This is a genomic window from Pseudooceanicola sp. HF7 (assembly GCF_011806405.1).
Taxonomy (GTDB): Bacteria; Pseudomonadota; Alphaproteobacteria; order Rhodobacterales; family Rhodobacteraceae; genus Pseudooceanicola.
In genome coordinates this window covers 36,733-54,156 of the sequence record NZ_JAATOW010000030.1, presented here as the reverse complement: position 1 = coordinate 54,156, position 17,424 = coordinate 36,733, and the positions used below count along the sequence as shown (strand labels likewise).

17 protein-coding genes are annotated in these 17,424 nt (G+C 67.0%); 7 read left to right on the top strand and 10 right to left on the bottom strand.

The genetic code is table 11. From position 1 onward, the window contains the following. On the bottom strand, positions 1–2,713 hold a 2,713-nt coding region (locus HCZ97_RS15430), incomplete at its 3' end, for a hypothetical protein (RefSeq protein ID WP_167689720.1). Between the two features lie 226 nt (positions 2,714–2,939). Between HCZ97_RS15430 and bcp the strand changes: the two genes are divergently transcribed. The 3 genes from bcp (at position 2,940) to HCZ97_RS15415 (ending at position 5,768) form a co-directional block, all read left to right on the top strand. Continuing rightward, positions 2,940–3,401, top strand: coding sequence for a thioredoxin-dependent thiol peroxidase (bcp, locus tag HCZ97_RS15425; protein WP_167689718.1), 462 nt, complete (start codon positions 2,940–2,942; stop codon positions 3,399–3,401). Between the two features lie 536 nt (positions 3,402–3,937). Next, complete coding sequence (locus HCZ97_RS15420) at positions 3,938–5,263, top strand: DUF5930 domain-containing protein (RefSeq protein ID WP_167689716.1); 1,326 nt, start codon at positions 3,938–3,940, stop codon at positions 5,261–5,263. After that, complete coding sequence (locus HCZ97_RS15415) at positions 5,253–5,768, top strand: polymer-forming cytoskeletal protein (RefSeq protein ID WP_167689714.1); 516 nt, start codon at positions 5,253–5,255, stop codon at positions 5,766–5,768. Before HCZ97_RS15420 ends, HCZ97_RS15415 begins: the two co-directional genes overlap by 11 nt. A gap of 334 nt (positions 5,769–6,102) precedes the next feature. Here HCZ97_RS15415 and HCZ97_RS15410 read toward each other — a convergent pair whose 3' ends face one another. After that, positions 6,103–6,687, bottom strand: a complete 585-nt coding sequence (locus HCZ97_RS15410; protein WP_167689713.1) for an HNH endonuclease — start codon at positions 6,685–6,687, stop codon at positions 6,103–6,105. Between the two features lie 237 nt (positions 6,688–6,924). Here HCZ97_RS15410 and HCZ97_RS15405 point away from each other — a divergent pair, with 237 nt between their 5' ends. Continuing rightward, entirely contained in the window at positions 6,925–7,353 is a 429-nt protein-coding gene (locus HCZ97_RS15405; RefSeq protein WP_167689711.1) for a VOC family protein, read from the top strand. Between the two features lie 41 nt (positions 7,354–7,394). Here the strand turns inward: HCZ97_RS15405 and HCZ97_RS15400 are convergent, their stop codons facing one another. Genes HCZ97_RS15400 through HCZ97_RS15385 form a run of 4 tightly spaced genes read right to left on the bottom strand, consistent with a single transcriptional unit; the run spans position 7,395 to position 10,487 of the window. After that, entirely contained in the window at positions 7,395–8,060 is a 666-nt protein-coding gene (locus HCZ97_RS15400; protein WP_167689709.1) for an alpha/beta fold hydrolase, read from the bottom strand. Then, entirely contained in the window at positions 8,057–8,692 is a 636-nt protein-coding gene (locus tag HCZ97_RS15395; RefSeq protein ID WP_167689707.1) for a DNA-3-methyladenine glycosylase, read from the bottom strand. Before HCZ97_RS15395 ends, HCZ97_RS15400 begins: the two co-directional genes overlap by 4 nt. Next, entirely contained in the window at positions 8,674–9,405 is a 732-nt protein-coding gene (locus tag HCZ97_RS15390) for a cobalt-precorrin-6A reductase (protein WP_167689705.1), read from the bottom strand. The genes HCZ97_RS15395 and HCZ97_RS15390 overlap by 19 nt, the downstream gene beginning before the upstream one ends. Continuing rightward, positions 9,399–10,487, bottom strand: a complete 1,089-nt coding sequence (locus HCZ97_RS15385; protein ID WP_167689703.1) for a cobalt-precorrin-5B (C(1))-methyltransferase — start codon at positions 10,485–10,487, stop codon at positions 9,399–9,401. The genes HCZ97_RS15390 and HCZ97_RS15385 overlap by 7 nt, the downstream gene beginning before the upstream one ends. Before the next feature lie 153 nt (positions 10,488–10,640). Here HCZ97_RS15385 and cobA point away from each other — a divergent pair, with 153 nt between their 5' ends. The 3 genes from cobA to HCZ97_RS15370 all read left to right on the top strand — a co-directional run bounded on the left by cobA (position 10,641) and on the right by HCZ97_RS15370 (position 14,078). Beyond that, entirely contained in the window at positions 10,641–11,489 is an 849-nt protein-coding gene (gene cobA, locus HCZ97_RS15380; RefSeq protein WP_167689701.1) for a uroporphyrinogen-III C-methyltransferase, read from the top strand. Further along, positions 11,486–12,766 carry a cobyrinate a,c-diamide synthase gene (locus HCZ97_RS15375; protein WP_167689700.1) on the top strand — a complete coding sequence of 427 codons (1,281 nt, stop codon included), beginning with the start codon at positions 11,486–11,488 and terminating at the stop codon, positions 12,764–12,766. The genes cobA and HCZ97_RS15375 overlap by 4 nt, the downstream gene beginning before the upstream one ends. A gap of 79 nt (positions 12,767–12,845) precedes the next feature. After that, the gene (locus HCZ97_RS15370; protein WP_167689698.1) at positions 12,846–14,078 is read left to right on the top strand and encodes an MFS transporter; all 1,233 of its coding nucleotides are present in this window, start codon (positions 12,846–12,848) and stop codon (positions 14,076–14,078) included. A 76-nt stretch (positions 14,079–14,154) separates the two neighbouring features. On the opposite strand, the gene HCZ97_RS15365 is transcribed toward HCZ97_RS15370, so the two are convergent. The 4 genes from HCZ97_RS15365 to cimA all read right to left on the bottom strand — a co-directional run bounded on the left by HCZ97_RS15365 (position 14,155) and on the right by cimA (position 17,393). Beyond that, positions 14,155–14,943 (bottom strand): squalene/phytoene synthase family protein, encoded by a 789-nt coding sequence (locus HCZ97_RS15365; protein ID WP_167689697.1) that lies wholly within the window; start codon positions 14,941–14,943, stop codon positions 14,155–14,157. A gap of 93 nt (positions 14,944–15,036) precedes the next feature. After that, the gene (locus tag HCZ97_RS15360; RefSeq protein WP_167689695.1) at positions 15,037–15,240 is read right to left on the bottom strand and encodes a helix-turn-helix transcriptional regulator; all 204 of its coding nucleotides are present in this window, start codon (positions 15,238–15,240) and stop codon (positions 15,037–15,039) included. Continuing rightward, on the bottom strand, positions 15,240–15,644 hold the full coding sequence (locus HCZ97_RS15355) for a hypothetical protein (RefSeq protein WP_167689693.1): 405 nt from the start codon (positions 15,642–15,644) through the stop codon (positions 15,240–15,242). The genes HCZ97_RS15360 and HCZ97_RS15355 overlap by 1 nt, the downstream gene beginning before the upstream one ends. A 114-nt stretch (positions 15,645–15,758) precedes the next feature. After that, entirely contained in the window at positions 15,759–17,393 is a 1,635-nt protein-coding gene (gene cimA, locus HCZ97_RS15350; RefSeq protein WP_167689691.1) for a citramalate synthase, read from the bottom strand. Between the last annotated feature and the right edge of the window lie 31 nt (positions 17,394–17,424).

Sequence of the window (17,424 nt, the reverse complement as noted above, 5' to 3'; positions counted from 1 at the left end):
TGATCTCCACGGCGGGTGGCACGCCCGCGCCGCGCCCACGCAGCACCACCGGCGCATCCAGCCAGCTGCCCGCCTGCACCCGATCAAAGCTCAGCGCCTGCATGGAGCCATCGGCGTTCAGCGCGACAGAGCCCTTGGCGCTCAGCCCCGGCGCCTCGAGCTTCAGCAGGTCGAAGGACGGGGGCTGATCCAGGGTGCCCGTGATCTCAAGATCGCCCTTGGCCCCTTCGGACAGCCGCCAGCCAAGCGCGTCGATGCGCAGGCCCAGCCCCGCCAGGTCAGAGGTCAGACGCATCCGGGGCGGCACTTCCTTGTCCAGTTTCACCACCAGGTCACCCTGCCCGCGCCCGGTGATCGCGCCCTTGGGCAGTCCGATCTTGAAGACCTCGGCAAAGGTTTCATCCAGGGTTACCCTGGCGGTGACCTGCGATCCCCCGGCCGCCGCCTTGCCCAGGCCGCCCTGCCACTGCCCCTCAAGCGCGGCGCCATCCACGGCGGCCTTCCCGGCCACGGTCAGCTGCTCCATGGTGCCTTCGACGGTCAGCCGCTGCGCGGTCAGGGTCCGCCCGGGCACCAGCACATCGCTTGTCACGTTGCTCAGCGTGCCCTTGAGCGACAGGTCGATCTCTTCCGGTGGGATCGGGGCCTTGCGCAGCGGCAGGTTCACCACCGCCTGCAAATCGGCCTGCCCCTGCGCCATGTCCACGCTTTGCCCGGCCTTGGTCAGGAACTGGAAGGGCTTCTGATCCAGCAGCGCCAGCGCATCCGGGATCGCGCCACGCAGATGCAGGCGCACTTCGCCCGGGCTTGGCTTCTGCCGCGTGTCCTCCACGATAAAGGCCGTGCCGGCCACATCCAGCGCCCCGCGCCCCGGGGCCGCGATCTGTCCCGCCTCTGCCTGCACCGCAAACCGGTTGCGCAGCAGGCTGGCCTGGCCCCGCGCGCCGGTCATCAGCGGCAGACCCTTGACCACCCGCATGGCGGCATCGCGGAACTCGAACCCCAGGTAAAGGTCCGGGGCCGCGCCATTGCTGGCCAGCAGCCCCAGCTGCACGTTCTCAAGCTGGCCCGCCCGGATGTTCTCGCGCACCCATTTGCGCGGCTTGGGGGCCAGCGCCGCCGGCCAGCGCGCCATCAGATCGGCCGAGGAGATTTCCGCGACCTTGCCATCCAGCGACAGGTCCCAGTTGCCCGCCTTCGTCTCCAGCGCGCCGCGCAGGCCCAGCGTCACGTCGCCGTCGCGCAGGGTGACCGCGCCCAGCTCAAGCCGGAAGGGATCCAACCGCAGCCGCATGTCGATCTGGCCCGAATCCAGGTTCAGCCGCTCCGCGGGATCGCCCGTTTCCGCCTCCGGCACGGCGGCGGTGGCGTCATCGGGATCCGCCTCCTGCGCGGCCTCTTCCCCGGCGGGCGCCGACAGCGCCCCCTCCAGCGCCAGCGCCTCTGCCTGGGCCGCGCCCAGGTCCGCGGTTAAGCTGCTCAGGTTCAGCTGGCCGACCATCTCGACCGGGCCACCGGGCGGCAGGTCCAGCCGCAGCGCCCCTTCGGAGACCGCATGGATCCAGGCACTGTCGACCGAAAGCTCGGTAAAGCGCAGCATCCGCGCGGCGGGATCAAAGCTGAAGTAGCTGCGGGCAGAGGTGAAGGGGATCGGCCGAACATCAGGCGTGGGCTGCAGGACCCCCGCACCGATGCGCAGCGTGGCATTGATCGGCCCCGCCGGCACGCCATTCTCCAGCGGCATCCTCAGCGCGCCGGAAATCGGGGCATCCAGAACCCCCAGCCAGGCCAGCGCAGGGCTCTGGCTGGCCAGGTCCCCCGCAGGCACGTCACTGACGGAGATGGAGAAATCGCCCATCTCCTGGTCCAGCTGCGTCTCGTAACTGGTGCGGATCACCGTGGCATAGGAATGCCCGCCCAGCAGCGCGAAATCCCCGCTCATCGCGATCTGGGGTCCGTCCTTGTCCAGCTCCATCCGGCCGCCGTCCACGGACCAGCTGCGCCCGGCGCGCTCATCCTCGTAGGCGATGGTGATCCCGGTGGCCTCGATCCGCTCCAGCCGGTCCAGGTTGGGGCTTGCCAGCAGGCTCTTGACCTCCTTGACGGCGGTGGTCAGGTCCCGCCCCGCCTCGGAGGCATCGGCAAAGCCCGGCGCGCCGGCAGAAAAAAGGTCGATACTGCCATCCGCACTACGCCGCAGCAGCAGCTGCAGGCCCGACATCGACAGCGCCTCCGGCTCGATCCGGCCTTCCAGCAGCGGCAGGGCCGCGAGGTCCCCGGACATGGCCGCGACTGTCAGGTAGGTGCGCCCGTCGGTCATCGCCAGCTTCACGTTGTCCAGACGGATGCGCATCCGGTTGCCCTCTTCGAAGACCAGGCTGAGCGCGTCGAAATCCACCCGGAGCCCGGGGAACTGGGTCTCAAGCCGCGTCTCGATAGCCGCGCGCAGCCAGTCCGGGGCGACCAGGCGTTCCTGCCGGATGACGATGGCACTCAGCAGCACCGCAACGCTGACGCAGATGGCGACAGCAACGGCCACCAGCATCACACTGCCCCGCCAGGCCCCGTGCAGCAGGGTCCGCCGCTTGCCGCGCTTTTGCGCAGGCGGCTGGGCGTCGGGCCGGATCGGCACGACCTTGGCAGGGCTTTCGCCTGCCTCCCCGCTATCGGTGCTGTCGCGCCCGCCATCCTGCGGGCGCCGCCTTTGCGTCATCCTGTGTCTCTTCCTCCGGCCCGCGCCGGGGGTCCCTGTCGCCAACGGGGTCAAGCGGCCCGCCAGGCCGGCCATCCCCGACCACGCCGCCGCGCCACCTGTCCAGTACCACGCACCCGCGACAGCCGGGCCCGGAAATCCCGGAACCTCTTGCCGCTATGCGCTTTATTCTCCCTCCGCACGGCTTAATATGGAAGCGAAGTTTACTCCAGCGAAAGGCTCCTCAATGCTTACCAGTGGCGACATGGCACCCGATTTCACCCTTCCGGCCACCACCGGGGGCACGATTACCCTGTCCCAGCTGCGCCCCGCGCCCGTGGTCGTCTTCTTCTACCCCAAGGATGACACCCCCGGATGCACCATTGAAAACAAGGACTTCACCAGCCTCGCGGCAGAGTTCGAAGCCGCCGGCGCCAAGGTGCTGGGCATCTCCAAGGACAGCTTGGGCAAGCATGAGAAATTCTCTGCCAAGCATGACCTCTCCGTGACGCTCCTCTCCGATGAGGACAGCGATGCCTGCGAGGGCTTCGGCGTCTGGCAGGAAAAGAAGATGTACGGCAAGACCTTCATGGGCATTCAGCGCGCCACCTTCCTGATCGACGGAGACGGCCGCATCGCCCGCGCCTGGCCCAAGGTCAAGGTCGACGGCCACGCCCAGGAGGTGCTGGAGGCCGTCAAGGCGCTCTGACCTCTCAGGATTGCGCCGCAACCCATTGAATGCTTTCTAGAAACCGGCGGCAGTACACCCCTCTGCCGCCGGTTTTTCATGCTGAGGCGGAAATACTCACGGCGCGCTTTGGAGCTAGCGGAAATTCGGGAAGGAAACACACTTTTGAGGCGGGATTATATATTACTTCCAAAGCTTTGAAATCCATTCTTCAACTTACACCCTGCAATGCTGAACGACTTCCCACCTAGCCAACCTGCCTCCGCCCACAAGCCCCAAACCCTCAACGCCCAAACCCTTGCCAAATCCCTGACGCCACCCCGCACCACTTCAGCCTGCGCCAGCCAAACGCCCGCCATTCCGACCAACTTTCGCCGTTTTCCCGTTGAAACTAGGCGAAAAGCCGCCAAAACAGGCGGAATTCCGGCCTCACGCCAAGATCCGCCGGCAAAAGTGTTGCCGCCCGGGGCGATGGGCGGCTAACACATCTTAGGCGCCGCAGGTGGGGACCTGATTGACCGGGCGCCGGGGACTGGGACGACAAGGGACACGACTCCGTGAGAAAAAGGCTAGCCATTCGCGGCCATGCGTTGCTGGAGCGGCACTTTCCGGAACGCCGGCTCTTTTTGAGATCCGAAGATGAGACGCGGTTCATCCGCCTCAAACCCGGGACGCAACTCATTGCTTTCGCAGGCAGTGCGGCGCTTGTGGCCTGGACGATCATCGCCACCGCCATCCTGCTGATGGATACCATCGGCGCCGGGAACTACCGGGACCAGGCGCTGCGCGACCAACAGACATACCAGGCCTCGCTCAACGCGATGGCCGTCGAACGCGACCTGCGCGAGGAAGAAGCCCTTGCGGCCCAGGATCGCTTCAGCTCCGCCCTGGCGCGGGTCTCGGACATGCAGACGGAACTGCTGCGCTCCGAAGCGCGCCGGCGGGAACTTGAGACCGGCATCGACGTGATCCAGGTCAACCTGCGCCGCACGCTTAAGGAACGCGACACGGCGCGCGCGGAACTGACCGCCCTGACCGATCCCGCGGCAGAGGGCCAGGGCGCCGCCCTTCCCGCCGAAGCCGAGGAAACACTGAACTTCCTCAGCGCTGCGCTGTCGGACACCGCAGAGCAGCGCGACCAGACCGAACGCAACGCCCAGGACGCCCTGCTGCAGGCCGATGAGATGGCGCAGCGCATCGCCCTGATGGAGGATCAGAACGACGCGATCTTCCGCCAGCTCGAAGATGCGATGCAGGTCTCTGTCGAGCCGCTGGACAAGATGTTCCGCGCCGCCGGCATGAACCCTGACAGCATCTTGGACCAGGTGCGCAGCGGCTATTCCGGCCAGGGTGGCCCGATGACGCCGATCTCCTTCTCCACCATGGGCGAGATGCCCAACCCGGATGCGGACCGCGCCAATGCGATCCTTGAAGAACTGGACCAGCTCAACCTTTACCGGATCGCCGCCTCCAAGGCGCCCTTTGCGACCCCGGTCAAATCCTCCTTCCGCTTCACCTCGGGCTACGGCCGGCGGCGCGACCCCAAGACCGGCGGCATCCGCAGCCACATGGGCGTGGACCTTGCCGCGCCCGTCGGCACCCCGCTTTACGCCACCGCGGACGGCACCGTCGTCTTCGCCGGCTGGTCCAGCGGCTACGGTCGCCTGGTGAAGATCCAGCACGCCTTCGGCATCGAAACCCGCTACGCCCATATGTCCCGGATCTCCGTCAAGGTCGGACAAAAGGTCTCGCGCGCGGACCGTATCGGTGATATGGGAGCCTCCGGGCGTGTTACAGGACCACATGTGCATTACGAGGTGCGCGTGAACGGAACACCCGTTAATCCGATGACCTATATCAAGGCTGCAAAGAATGTTTTCTAAGAGCAAAATCAACGAACCCGGTTCGAAAACTTCCGAGGCGCACAGCGCAGACAGCGCCGCGCCCAAGCCTGCGGCCCCTGCCAACGCTGCCAAGGATAGCAAGCCCGCTGTCGCCCCCAAGGCGAAGCCGCCGGCCTCTGTCCTGTCCTCCGATCTGCATATCTCGGGCAATCTGAAGACCACTGGCGACATCCAGGTGGAAGGCACCATCGAAGGCGACATTCGCGCCCACCTGCTGACCATCGGCGAAGGCGCCACCATCCGCGGTGAAGTGACCGCCGATGACGTGGTGATCAACGGCCGCATCGTCGGCCGCGTGCGTGGCCTGAAGGTCCGCCTGACCTCGACCGCCCGCGTCGAAGGCGACATCATTCACAAGACCATCGCGATCGAAAGCGGCGCCCATTTCGAAGGCTCCGTGCAGCGCCAGGACGATCCGCTGTCCTCCGGTCCGAAAACCAGCCCGGTTCCGGGTTCGACCGCCGGCCAGACGCCCCAGGGCTAAGCCCGGGCCGCGGCCCCGACAGGCCAGACCTATCTGGAAAGCCCCGCCCTTGCCGGCGGGGTTTTTCGCATTTCCGGGGGTCTGGTTACCGTGGCGCGGTCGGCGCAGGTCTTAACGGTTCCTGACCGTGCGCTGCCTTAACCGGCCCGGATACCGACATCCGCACCGACGTAATACCGACGTAATACCGACGTAATACCGACGTAATACTGACGTTGGAAATGACCGCCAATTCCCTGATTAACCAAGGAAAATGCATTCTTAGCCCGAGTCGTCCGTGCGCATCGGCAAGATCCGCTTAACCCTGGAACGGTGCCCCGCGCAAACGGCCCTCTCAGGCCTCCAGCTCGGCATCCCAGTACAGGAAGTCCATCCAGCTTTCATGCAGGTGATTGGGCGGGAATTTCCGGCCCATGTTGCGCAGCTCCTCCGCGCCCGGAGCGCGGGGTGGCTTGCGCAGGGACATGCCCGCGCGGCGCAGCGACTTGGACCCCTTGCGCAGGTTGCAGGGCGAACAGGCCGCCACCACGTTCTCCCAGCTGGTGATCCCGCCAGAGGCCCGTGGCACCACGTGGTCAAAGGTCAGATCGCCCCTTGCGCCACAGTACTGGCAGGCGAATTCGTCCCTCAGAAAAAGATTGAAGCGCGTGAAAGCCACGCGCTTCTGGGGTCTTACGTAATCTTTCAGAACGACAACCGAAGGGATCCGTATCTGCATGCTCGGGCTTCGCACGAAGCTGTCATACTCGGCCACGATGTCGACCCGATTGAGCCAGGCCGCCTTCACCGCTTCCTGCCATGGCCACAGACTGAGCGGGTAATAGGACAGGGGCCGGTAATCCGCGTTGAGCACCAGCGCCGGATGTTGCCTCAGCGCCGCTGGTTCTCTCACGAATTCTGTTCTGAAATCTCCGTCCATCTTGCGACTCCGCTCCCGCCCTGTCTGCCCGTGTCGGCACCAGAGCGGGACATCCCGCCCCGGCTATGACTTGACTATATATCGCGGTAGCTAACTGGCAAGCCCCATGATCTATAGTGACCCACCCAAAGCATTACCCGTCCAGCATGACGCTCAAATGACAATCGCAGCGGCTCTTCCCGGGCCACCATGGACCCCAGGGATGACACCCGCTCCGCGCGTGCTATCATTCCCCTCATGGCCCAGCAAAGCACACCCCCCGCCGCCCTCCTGGAAACCGCGCTCTACGTCTCCGACCTTGCGGAGGCAGAGGCATTTTACGGCGGGATCCTTGGCCTGGAACAGATCGCCCGCGTGCCGGATCGCCATGTCTTCTATCGCCTGGGAGAGGTCGTTCTGCTGCTCTTCGATCCCGCCCGCACGCTGGAGGGCAGCTCCAACCTGGACCTGCCCGTCCCGCCCCACGGGGCCACGGGTCAGGGGCATCTGTGCTTCAGCGCGACTGCGGCAGAGCTTCACGCCTGGGTCGACCGGCTGACAGAGGCCGGCATCCCGATAGAGGCCGATTTCCACTGGCCCAATGGCGCAAGGTCGATCTATTTCCGCGATCTGGCCGGCAATTCACTGGAATTCGCCGAACCGCGGCTGTGGTTCGAAGGCAGCTGACCCGGATATCGGGCGCGGGGGCATGGCCCCCTAACCCCTTGTCAGAACCCGCATTTATCCCGCAGGAAGGCCAGTGCCACGGACAGCCCGTCCGGCGCGATACCATGGGCGGTGCCCTTCATGACATGGGCGAAGACCTCCTTGAAGCCGCCCTCCTGCAGGGCCTCGGCGGCCTCAGGCAGGCTTTGCGGCGGCACCACGTCGTCCTGATCGCCGTGGACCAGCAGCACGGGCATCTTGCATTTCGCCTCGTCCCCCAGCAAGTCGGGGCGGAGCAGACGACCGGAGAAGGCGACGATGCCCGCGACCGGATCGTCCCGGCGCGGCGCGACATGCAGCGCCATCATCGTGCCCTGCGAGAAGCCGAAAAGCGCCACCTGTTCGGGCAGCACGTCCTCGTCCACCATCAGCGCATCCAGGAAGGCGTTCAGGTCTTCTGAAGCCGCGATCAAACCGCGCTCTGCCTCTTCCTCGGAAGAGCCGTCGATCCAGGGGATCGGGAACCACTGGTAGCCCATCGGCGCGCCCGGCACGCTTTCAGGCGCATCTGGGGCCACGAAAAGCGTGTCCGGCAGGTGTTCGGCCAGCGGATCCGCCAGCCCCAGCAGGTCCGCGCCATTGGCGCCATATCCATGCAGGAAGACCACGATGGAGCGGGTGCTGCCCGAAAGCGGGTCTTTCTTTTCAGCCGTCAGAACGCGTGTCACAGGATCCCTTCCCTTTGTTTTTCAGCCCGGTAGTAGCTCCAGAGCATCCGCGCGGCCACCCCGCGCCAGGGCGACCACAGGAGGGCCCTTTCGCGCAGCGCGGCCTCTGCGGGCCGGTCGTTCAAGCCGTAAAGGAGGCGCGTGGCCTCCTGCAAGGCCAGATCACCCGCAGGCAGGATATCAGCCCGTCCAAGGGCCGTGGTGGCGTAGATCTCTGCCGTCCAGAGGCCAATGCCCGGCAGCGCGGTCAGCTCTGCGATCACCTGCTGATCGCCAAGCTGCGCAAGTGCCGCGAAATCCATGCCGGAGCCCGCGATTCCAAGGGCATAGCGGATCTTGGGGCGGCTCAGACCGGCAGCGCGCAGCCCCTCTTCCCCGCTGGCGAGCACTGCCTGCGGCGTGATCAGCCCGGCGCTTTCCAGCCGGGACCAGATCGCGGCGGCGGCAGCGGTAGAGACCTGTTGCCCCACGATCGCCTGCAGCAGCGTGGCATAGCCTTCGGGCCGGCGGCGCAGCGGCGGCAGCGGCAGGCCCTGGGCCACGCGCCTGAGACCAGCGTCATGCTCTGCCAGCCAGTCCCGGCCCCGAGCCAGGACCGACTCATCTCTCAGGATCACAGGCGGTTCACCCATGCAAAGGCCTCCTCAACATCGCGAAGAAGGGTCACCCCCGGCGGAACCGGCGGGCGGCTCAGCATCAGGACCGGCAGCCCCAGGCGGCGCGCGGCGTCCAGCTTGGCCCGGCCCGCCTGCCCGCCCGCGTTCTTGGCAACCAGCCACTGCACGCCCAGCTCGCGGAACAGCGCTTCTTCCGCCTCTGCGGTGAAGGGTGGGCGCGCCACTAGGTAGGCGCCGTCATGGGGAAAGGGCTGCGCGGGTAGTTCGACCACGCGCAGGGTCAGGCGGCGACCCGCGGCCAAGCCGCTGAAATCAGGCAGGCTTTGCCGGCCCGTCGCCAGAAAGACATGGGTGCCCAAGGGGATATGCGCCCCGGCATCGGCGGCTGAGGCAACCTCGGTCCACAGGTCGCCCGGCCCAGGCTTCCAGGGCGGGCGGCTCAGCAGCGCATAAGGCATCCCAAGTTCCCCGCAGATCGCCGCGCTGCGCTCCGTGATGCGCGTGGCGAAGGGATGCGTGGCATCCAGCACCGCGGTGATCCCGGCCTCTGCCAGGTAAGCGCGAAAGCCCGCACCGCCGCCGAAACCGCCCAGGCGCATTGGCAGGGGCTGCGGCGCGGGGCTTTGCACCGCGCCGGCAAGCGAGACGATGGCGGGCCTACCCGCCTGAGCAAGCTTGCGCCCCAGCTCCCGCGCCTCCGTCGTGCCGCCCAGGACCAAGGTTACCATGCCCGCCCCACGATCTTCCCGGCCCGGTCGATCACCACCACATCGGCAGAGACTTCCCCTGGCAGGCGGCGGCGCACCTCTGCCAATGCCAGCTCAGCGACATGGGCGCCAAAATCCGTGCCCAGCGTTTCCAGCACCTCGAGCGCGGTGCGCATATCCGCCACCTCCGGCCGGCCAAGCCCTTGCGCCAGCGCCGAAAAATCCACCTGGCTGCGACCGGAGTGCAAATCCGCCGCGCCCTGTCCCAGCTTCGTCAACTTGCCCACGCCCCCGCCGATGGTCACGTGGGCCACCGGTTGGGCCGAAAGATACTTGAGCAGCCCGCCCGCGAAATCGCCCATGTCCAGCATCCCGTGGTCCGGCAATCCATGCAGCGCCTGCACCACCCGCTCCGAGGTGGCCCCGGTGCAACCGGCCACATGGGTCAGCCCCTCTGCCCGCGCCACGTCCACCCCGCGGTGAATGGAGGCAATCCAGGCGGCGCAGGAAAAGGGCCGCACGATCCCCGTGGTCCCCAACACCGACAGGCCGCCCAGGATGCCCAGCCGGGGGTTCCAGGTCTTCTGCGCCAGCGCCTCGCCTCCGGGGATGGAGACGATGATCTCTGCATCCAGCGCCTTGCCATGGGCGGCGGCCAGGTCCCTCAGGACCTCTTCCATCATCTGGCGCGGCACCGGGTTGATCGCCGCCTCGCCGGGCGGCAGTGGCAGGCCCGGGCGGGTGATGGTGCCCACGCCCTGCCCGGCGGTGAAGCGGATCCCCGTGCCGCCCGGAATGACGCGCGTACGGATCAGCGCGCCATGGGTCACGTCCGGATCATCGCCGGCATCCTTGATCACCGCCGCCTCTGCCCAGCCCTCGCCCAGCCGCGCCTCGGCCAGCTCGAAGACGGGTTCCTCGCCCCTTGGCAGGCGAATCCCGATCCGGTCCGGCATCTGCCCGGACCAGAGCCCGGTCAGCGCCGCCTTCAGCGCAGCGGTCGCGCAGGCGCCCGTGGTCCAGCCCCGGCGCAGCGGCCTGTCCGGTCCCCTTGCCCGCCCGGCTGGCTTGCCCTGCGGATCGCGGCTTGCGCTCTGGCCCATGTCACCCCTTTTCAACGCGCCGGTCCTACCGGGCCCCTACCTGCCACCGCCAAACGGCGGCCCCCCAGTGAAGCGCGGCTGGGCGGCGGCGGCAAGGGGGAACCCGCCTTGCCCTCTCTTCCCCCGGCTGCGGCTTCTGGTCATAATGGCGCCATGAACGACTCGCCCCTTCCCCCCGCAGATTGGCCTGAGATGCTGCCCGGCTGGGTCTGGCTTTGTGGTGCCGGCCCCGGTGATCCGGGCCTGATGACCCTGCATGGGCTGAACGCCCTGCGCCAGGCAGACGTGGTGATCTACGACGCGCTCGTCGCGCCCGAGATCCTAGCCTGGGCGGCGCAGGCAGAGCATGTCTATGCCGGCAAGCGCGGCGGAAAACCCTCGGCGAAACAAAGGGATATCTCCCTTCAGCTAGTGGACATGGCCCAGGCGGGCAAGCGGGTGCTGCGCCTGAAGGGCGGCGATCCCTTCGTCTTCGGGCGCGGCGGCGAAGAGGCCCAGACCCTGATCCAGCATGGCGTGCCATTCCGCATCATCCCCGGCATCAGCGCCGGGATCGGCGGGCTGGCCTATGCCGGCATCCCCGTCACCCATCGCGACGTGAACCAATCGGTCACCTTCGTCACCGGCCATGACCAGACCGGAGAGGCGCCGGGATCGCTCAACTGGCGCGCCATCGCGGAAGGCGCGCAGGTGCTGGTGATCTACATGGGCATGAAACACGCCCGCCGCATCGCCGATCAGCTGATGGAGGCCGGACGCCCCGCCGATGAACCCGCCGCCGTGGTCACCAATGCCACGATGGCCGAACAGCAGGTGCTGGAAACCACCCTGGGCCGGCTGGCCGATGACATCGCCGCCAGCAACCTTGAACCGCCCGCAATCCTCTGCATCGGGCGGTCGGTCCTGATGCGGCAGGTGCTGGACTGGCAGGCGCTGCTTCACGGCGAGGAACCGCGCAACCTGGATCCTCTGGGACGGGGGCGTCCGGCGGAGGTCTCATGAAGGGTCTCATCCTGGCCGCTCCGGGATCCGGTGCGGGCAAGACCACGGTGACCCTCGCCCTGCTGCGTCTTCTGCGCCGGAACGGCGTCAGCGTGCGCGGCGCGAAATCCGGTCCCGATTACATCGACCCGCGCTTTCACGCCGCCGCCTGCGGGGCCGAAAGCCTGAACCTGGACGCCTGGTCGATGCGCCGCGATCGCCTGCTGACCCTGGCCCGTCGCGGGCCGCAGGAGCTTCTGATCATCGAGGGGGCCATGGGCCTTTTCGACGGCGCCCCCCCAGAGGGACGCGGCGCCGTGGCCGACCTGGCACGGGCCTTCGACCTGCCGGTCGTGCTGGTTGTGGACGCCGGCAAGATGGCCCAGAGCATCGCCCCCCTGGTCGCCGGCTTCGCACGCTTCGATCCCGACGTCACCATCGGCGGGGTGATCCTGAACTGCGTGGGCTCTGCCCGGCACGAAAGCATGTTGCACCGCGCGCTTGCCCCGCTTGGTCTGCCGGTGCTGGGCTGCCTGCCCCGCAAGGCTGACCTGGCGCTTCCTGAACGCCACCTTGGCTTGGTCCAGGCCGAAGAGACGCCGGAGCTGGAGGCCTTCCTGGAGAACGCCGCCACCTGCCTTGCAGAGGGTTTCGGCAGCGGTCTTGACCTGCAAGGGGTGCTGGACCTTGCCCGCCTGCTTCCCGAGGGGCCAGAGGTGCTGGTGCCCCCGCCCGCGCAACGCATCGCCATGGCCCAGGACGAGGCTTTCGCTTTTTCCTACCCCCACCAGCTGGGCGACTGGCAGCTCGCGGGGGCAGAGGTGATCCCCTTCTCTCCGCTTGTGGATGACGCGGTGCCAGAGGCCGATCTTGTCTACCTGCCCGGCGGGTATCCAGAGCTGCACGCCGGCCGGCTGGCGGCCAACCAGCGCTTCCTAAGCACGCTGCGCAGCCGCGCGGAGACCGCGCAGGTCTACGGCGAATGTGGCGGCTACATGGTGCTGGGCGAAGGGCTGGTGGATGCCGATGGAAAGCGGCACCAGATGGCAGGCCTCCTGGGCCTGGAGACCAGCTTTGCAAAGCGCCGCTTGAACCTGGGCTACCGGTCGCTGGAAGGGGGCGCCGGTCCCTTCGCCGGACCCTGGCGCGGGCATGAGTTCCACTATGCCTCCACCCTTTCGGCCCGGGGTCAGCCCCTGTTCAGCGCGCGCGATGCAGAGGGCACGCAGCTGCCCCCCATAGGCCTGCGCAACGGCGGGGTCTGCGGCAGCTTTGCCCACCTGATAGAGCCCGAGTGACGCCAAAGCGCAACGGCTCCAGGGGCTGTGCGCATACGCCCTCTTGCTGCGCCAGCGCGGCGGGACTAATGGCGATGACATGACCGAGACCACGCAAATCCCCGATGACAGCCGCGCCCGCCGCAACGTGATAGTGCTGGTGATGGCCCAGGCCATTCTTGGCGCGCAGATGCCGATGATGTTCACCATCGGGGGCCTCGCGGGTCAAAGCCTTGCGCCCAATCCCTGCCTTGCGACCCTGCCTATCTCTCTCATCGTGCTGGGCTCCATGCTGGCGGCCACCCCGATGTCCGCGCTCATGCAGCGCTTCGGACGGCGCGCGGGCTTCCTGACCGGGGCGGGCTTCGGCGCCACCGGCACCGTGGTGGCGGCCTATGGTCTTTACCAGCAAAGCTTCGTGCTGTTCCTGATGGGCTCCCTGCTGACCGGCGTCTACATGTCCGCGCAGGGCTTCTACCGTTTCGCCGCAACAGATACCGCGTCAGAGGCCTTCCGGCCCAAAGCGATCTCTCTGGTCATGGCCGGCGGTCTGGCGGCAGCCATCATCGGGCCGCAGCTGATCAAGGTCACGGCAGAGGCCATGATCATCCCCTTCCTGGGCGCCTATGTCACCATGGTCGTGCTGAACCTGGGCGGGGCCTTCCTGTTTGCCTTCCTCGACATTCCCAAGCCCCCGCGCCCGGCCCATGACGCGCCGCGAGGCCGCACCCGGCGCGAGCTGATCACCACGCCGCGCATTGCCGTCTCCGTCATCTGTGCCACGGTCAGCTACATGCTGATGAACCTGGTCATGACCTCCACCCCGCTGGCGGTGGTGGGCTGCGGCTATGCCCCCGGCAATGCCGCCGATATCGTCACCAGCCACGTTTTGGCGATGTATGTGCCCAGTTTCTTCACCGGCCACCTGATTGCCCGCTACGGCGTTGAAAAGATCATGGGCATCGGCCTGTTCATCCTGGCCTGCGCCGGTGTCGTCGCGCTGCAGGGGGTCGAGCTGGGCAATTTCTTTGCCGCGCTGATCCTGCTGGGTATCGGCTGGAACTTCGGCTTCATCGGCGCGACCACCATGCTCGCCGCCTCTCATGCCCCCGAAGAGCGCGGCCGGATGCAGGGTCTCAACGACCTGATCGTCTTTGGCGGGGTGACGCTGGCGTCGCTGGCCTCGGGCGGGTTGATGAACTGCTCCGGCGGCTCGCCCGAGGCGGGCTGGAACGCGGTCAACCTGGCCATGGCACCGCTGCTGGCCCTGGCCGGCGGGGCGCTGATCTGGCTGGTCCTGCGCCCAAGTGACGCGACTGAAGGCACTTCCTGACAGGGTACATTGGGCCACTCGTCATGGCTTGGGTCCGGTTCAGGTCCCAAGCCATCTTCCAGATTTCAGCGCAAGCCTACCAGCGGCCAAACGCGGCCCTGGTCAGCGCCAACCGGGCCTGTAGGGGCCCAAGTTCCAGCGCGCCATCTGCCACACGCTGCGGCGTCCGCGCGGCCATGCGCAGAAGCGCACGCGCCTCCGGCAGGCCGAAGAAGAGCGGGGACAGGGTCTTTGGCAGGCTGGTACGGCGCGCGCGCACCTGGTCCGCCGCGGCGATCCCGGCCTGCGCCAGTTGCGCCACGGCCTCGGGCCGGCCATCGGGCAGCGGCTGGCGACCTGACCCCTCAAGCGCAGGAATGGCCCGGAACCAGTTGGCCAGCCCCAGGGCGAACCCTGCGGAGGCCGCGAGGCTTTCGTCAAGCGGCTCTCCCAGCATCAGGGCACCGGCCCGCAGCAGGTGGCCGGAGGTCGCATCTAGGTAGCTGTTGAAATGGGTCGCGTCCTCGAAGGGTTCTTTCCAGACATCCCAGCGACGTGCCTCCACCAGCGCATCAAGCCAGCGCGCGCCGGCGGGCGGCAACATGTCGGACAGCGGCGTTACCACGTCGTGCCGCCGGATGCCGGTGCCCGCCTGGATCTCTTCCAGGGCATCGCGCCACCATTGCAGGCGCATCTCTGCGATCATCGGTTCCTGCGTGACCCAGGGTGCGCGCGCGACCTCGATATTGAAGGCGTAGAGCGGAAAGAGCGCGCGGCGCGCCGAGAGGGGGGCGGCCATCACCTGGCGAAAACGCTCCGGGTCGCCGCGTTCAACCAGGGAAGCACAGGCGGTCAGGTCGTCGGTCCAGTCGGTGGGGGGCGCCATGGAGGGTCCTTGCTTGCGGTCGGACCCTCCTTTTCACGAAAGCCGCGCGGCTTCAACGGCGCGGTGGCCCTGGCCCGGGCTGTGGTCCTGACGTCAGTCCTCTTCCAGCCAGAAGAGCGTCTGCACATCCGTACCAAGTTCCCGCGCCAGGGTGAGGGCCAGGGTGGTCGAGGGCACGAAGACCGCGTTTTCCACCGTGTTGACCGTCTTGCGCGAGACACCGACCCGTTCGGCCAGGGCCGCCTGGGTGAGGCCCGCCGCGGTGCGGACCTCTTTCACACGATTGGCGAGTCGCATCAGCGGCCTCGGAAATCGTAGATGGCCGAGAGAAGCAGAAGCGCTGCCGCACTCAGCAATCCGCCCGCGCCAAGCGCCATCGCACCGGGGATCATGTCGAAGGCCACCGGGATCGTCAGCGTGCTGAAGAGGGCCAGCGCGACCCAGTAACTGTGCTGCTGCGCGCGGCGCCAGTCCTGGCGGTAGGTTTCGTCCGCTGCTGCGCGGGCGCGCTGCCTGCCCCCTGCCCAAGAGGCAAGAAAGACCAGCGCCGCCGCGCTCAGCCCGGCCACGCCCGGCAACCAGGTGCCGCCCGGCAAGCGCTCGCCCGACAGCAGCGCCAACCCGTAGGCAAGACAGATCAGCCCCGCCGCGCCCATGGATGCGATGCGCACCGTGACGATTTTATCCACTGTCATGTCCATGTTCAGACCTCCTCAGACCCGCAGTATGTAACCTATGGGTTACTTACGCGGATCCGAGGTGTAACGTCAAGGTTACTTTTCACTGATTACGGATCGTGTCACCGAAAACAGGGATCAGGCCGGCACCGCCTCTGCCCCGGCCTTCTGGGCATGCAGCAGCTTCCAGTTCAGAGCATCCAGAAGGGCCTCGAAACTGGCGTCGATTATGTTGGCCGAGACGCCGACCGTGGACCAGCGATGCCCCTGCGCATCCTCGCTGTCGATGATGACGCGTGTGACGGCCCCGGTACCGCCCTGGGTGATACGCACCTTGAAGTCCACCAGGTGCACGTCCGCGATCAGGTCCTGGTACTTGCCCAGGTCCTTGCGCAGCGCACGCGAGAGCGCATCCACCGGACCGCTGTCATGTTCGGAGGTCTCAAGGCTTTCCGCGACCGACAGGCGGCGTTCGCCGTCCACATCCACCACGACCACGGCTTCGGAATAGCTTTGCGCCTTGCCGGCCTGGTCTATCCGGCGCTCGATCGTCACCCGGTAGCGCAGCACGTCGAAAAAGCGCGGCATCTGGCCAAGGGCCCGACGCGCCAGCAATTCGAAACTGGCCTGGGCACTGTCATAGGTATAGCCGGTATCCTCCTGCGCCTTGACCTCTTCCAGGATGCGCGCCAGGGCGGGATCGCCCTTTTCGACCTCGATCCCCGCTTCGGCCAGGCGACGGCGCAGGTTGGACTGCCCGGCCTGGTTCGACATCGGGATGACCCGTTCGTTGCCGACCAGCCCCGGGTCGATGTGTTCATAGGTGGTCGGGTCCTTCAGGATGGCAGAGGCATGCAGCCCGGCCTTGTGCGCAAAGGCCGAGGCCCCGACGAAGGGCGCCTGCTTGACCGGCACGCGGTTCAGGATGTCGTCCAACTGGCGCGAAATCGGGACAAGGCTTTTCAGCGCGTCCTTCGGCACCCCGGTCTCATAGGTGCTGGCATAGGGTTCCTTCAGCAGCAGGATCGGCAGCAGGGTCACGAGGTTCGCGTTCCCGCAGCGCTCGCCCAACCCGTTGAGCGTGCCCTGGATCTGGCGCGCGCCTGCATCGACGGCGGCCAGGCTGCCGGCCACCGCGTTGGCGGTATCGTTGTGGGTGTGGATACCAAGGTGATCGCCCGGGATACCTTCCGCGACGACCTCCCGCACGATCTCTCCGATCGCCACGGGAAGCGTGCCGCCGTTGGTGTCACACAGCACGATCCAGCGCGCGCCCGCCTCATAGGCCGCCTTCAGGCAGGACAGCGTATAGGCGCGGTTGGCCTTCCACCCATCAAAGAAATGCTCTGCATCGAACAGCGCCTCGCGTCCCTGGGCGACCAGATGGGCGACGGAGCGCGCGATGTTCTCGAGGTTCTCTTCCAGCGTGATGCCAAGGGCGGTGGTGACGTGGAAATCATGGGTCTTGCCGACAAGACAGACCGAAGGCGTACCGGCATTGGTGACCGCCGCCAGCACATCGTCGTTTTCCGCCGAGACCCCTGCCCGCTTGGTCATGCCAAAGGCGGTCATCGTGGCGCGGGTCTTCGGCGCGGCATCGAAGAAGGCGCTGTCGGTGGGGTTGGCGCCGGGCCAGCCGCCTTCGATGTAATCCATGCCAAGCTGGTCAAGCATCCCGGCAATGCGGATCTTCTCTGCGGTGGAGAACTGGACGCCCTGGGTCTGCTGGCCGTCGCGCAGGGTGGTGTCGTAGAGGTAAAGACGCTCGCTCATCGCTGGCCTCCCGGATTGGTATTTGTGTGCT

Coding starts and splice junctions, on each gene's coding strand:
- HCZ97_RS15375 (WP_167689700.1), top strand. CDS start 11,486: ATGAAGGGTCTCATCCTGGCCGCTCCGGGATCCGGTGCGGGCAAGACC.
- HCZ97_RS15365 (WP_167689697.1), bottom strand. CDS start 14,943: ATGGCGCCCCCCACCGACTGGACCGACGACCTGACCGCCTGTGCTTCC.
- HCZ97_RS15390 (WP_167689705.1), bottom strand. CDS start 9,405: ATGGTAACCTTGGTCCTGGGCGGCACGACGGAGGCGCGGGAGCTGGGG.
- HCZ97_RS15415 (WP_167689714.1), top strand. CDS start 5,253: ATGTTTTCTAAGAGCAAAATCAACGAACCCGGTTCGAAAACTTCCGAG.
- HCZ97_RS15395 (WP_167689707.1), bottom strand. CDS start 8,692: ATGGGTGAACCGCCTGTGATCCTGAGAGATGAGTCGGTCCTGGCTCGG.
- HCZ97_RS15385 (WP_167689703.1), bottom strand. CDS start 10,487: ATGGGCCAGAGCGCAAGCCGCGATCCGCAGGGCAAGCCAGCCGGGCGG.
- bcp (WP_167689718.1), top strand. CDS start 2,940: ATGCTTACCAGTGGCGACATGGCACCCGATTTCACCCTTCCGGCCACC.
- cimA (WP_167689691.1), bottom strand. CDS start 17,393: ATGAGCGAGCGTCTTTACCTCTACGACACCACCCTGCGCGACGGCCAG.
- cobA (WP_167689701.1), top strand. CDS start 10,641: ATGAACGACTCGCCCCTTCCCCCCGCAGATTGGCCTGAGATGCTGCCC.
- HCZ97_RS15410 (WP_167689713.1), bottom strand. CDS start 6,687: ATGGACGGAGATTTCAGAACAGAATTCGTGAGAGAACCAGCGGCGCTG.
- HCZ97_RS15370 (WP_167689698.1), top strand. CDS start 12,846: ATGACCGAGACCACGCAAATCCCCGATGACAGCCGCGCCCGCCGCAAC.
- HCZ97_RS15360 (WP_167689695.1), bottom strand. CDS start 15,240: ATGCGACTCGCCAATCGTGTGAAAGAGGTCCGCACCGCGGCGGGCCTC.
- HCZ97_RS15405 (WP_167689711.1), top strand. CDS start 6,925: ATGGCCCAGCAAAGCACACCCCCCGCCGCCCTCCTGGAAACCGCGCTC.
- HCZ97_RS15355 (WP_167689693.1), bottom strand. CDS start 15,644: ATGGACATGACAGTGGATAAAATCGTCACGGTGCGCATCGCATCCATG.